This is a genomic window from Streptomyces sp. MUM 203J (assembly GCF_022414595.1).
Lineage (GTDB): Bacteria > Actinomycetota > Actinomycetes > Streptomycetales > Streptomycetaceae > Streptomyces.
This window is the reverse complement of sequence record NZ_JADWYO010000142.1, coordinates 1-748: the sequence shown is the minus strand read 5'-3', so window position 1 is coordinate 748 and position 748 is coordinate 1. Positions and strand designations below refer to the sequence as shown.

The 748-nt window shown below is 68.6% G+C and carries 1 protein-coding gene; it reads left to right on the top strand.

Going from position 1 to position 748, the window contains the following annotated elements:
- Positions 1-736 (top strand): TrkA family potassium uptake protein (locus tag I3F58_RS29210; protein ID WP_308355083.1); only part of this gene is annotated, 736 nt, incomplete at its 5' end.
- Positions 737-748 lie beyond the last annotated feature (12 nt).

The window sequence follows — 748 nt, the reverse complement described above, 5'->3', positions numbered from 1 at the left end:
GAGGAGCGACCTGTCATTGGGTAACTATCTGCACTCGCTGCGCCGTCGTCGGCGCAAGACCCTGGCGGTCCAGTACCGCGAGATGGGCGACCAGCGGGTCGCCGTCATCGGGCTGGGGCGCTTCGGCAGTTCCCTCGCACACGAGCTGACCCGGCGCGGGTGGGACGTGCTGGGCATCGACACCAGTCCGCAGCTGGTGCAGAAGGTCAGCGACACGCTCACCCACACGGCGGTGGCCGACTGCACCGACATGGAGGTGCTGCGGCAGCTCGGCGTGCACGAGTTCACCAGCGCGGTCGTCGGTATCGGCACGGACGTCGAGGCCAGCATCCTCATCGCCTCCAACCTGCTGGAGGCGGGGGTGCCGAACATCTGGGCCAAGGCGATCAGCCGCCAGCACGGGCAGATCCTGGAACGGCTGGGGGTCCACCATGTGGTGCTGCCCGAGCACGAGATGGGCGAGCGGGTCGCCCACCTGGTGACCGGCCGGATGCTCGACTTCATCGAGTTCGACGACGACTACGCGCTGGTCAAGACCGTCGCTCCGGAGGTCGCCACCGGGGTGCCGCTCGGGGAGAGCGCGGTACGCAGCAAGTACGGCGTGACCGTGGTCGGCATCAAGCGGCCCGGACAGGACTTCACGTACGCGACGGCGGAGACGGTCATCGAGAAGGGCGACGTCATCGTGGTGACGGGCAAGACCCGGTCGGTGGAGGCGTTCGCCGAACTGAGCTGACCCGACCCGGGG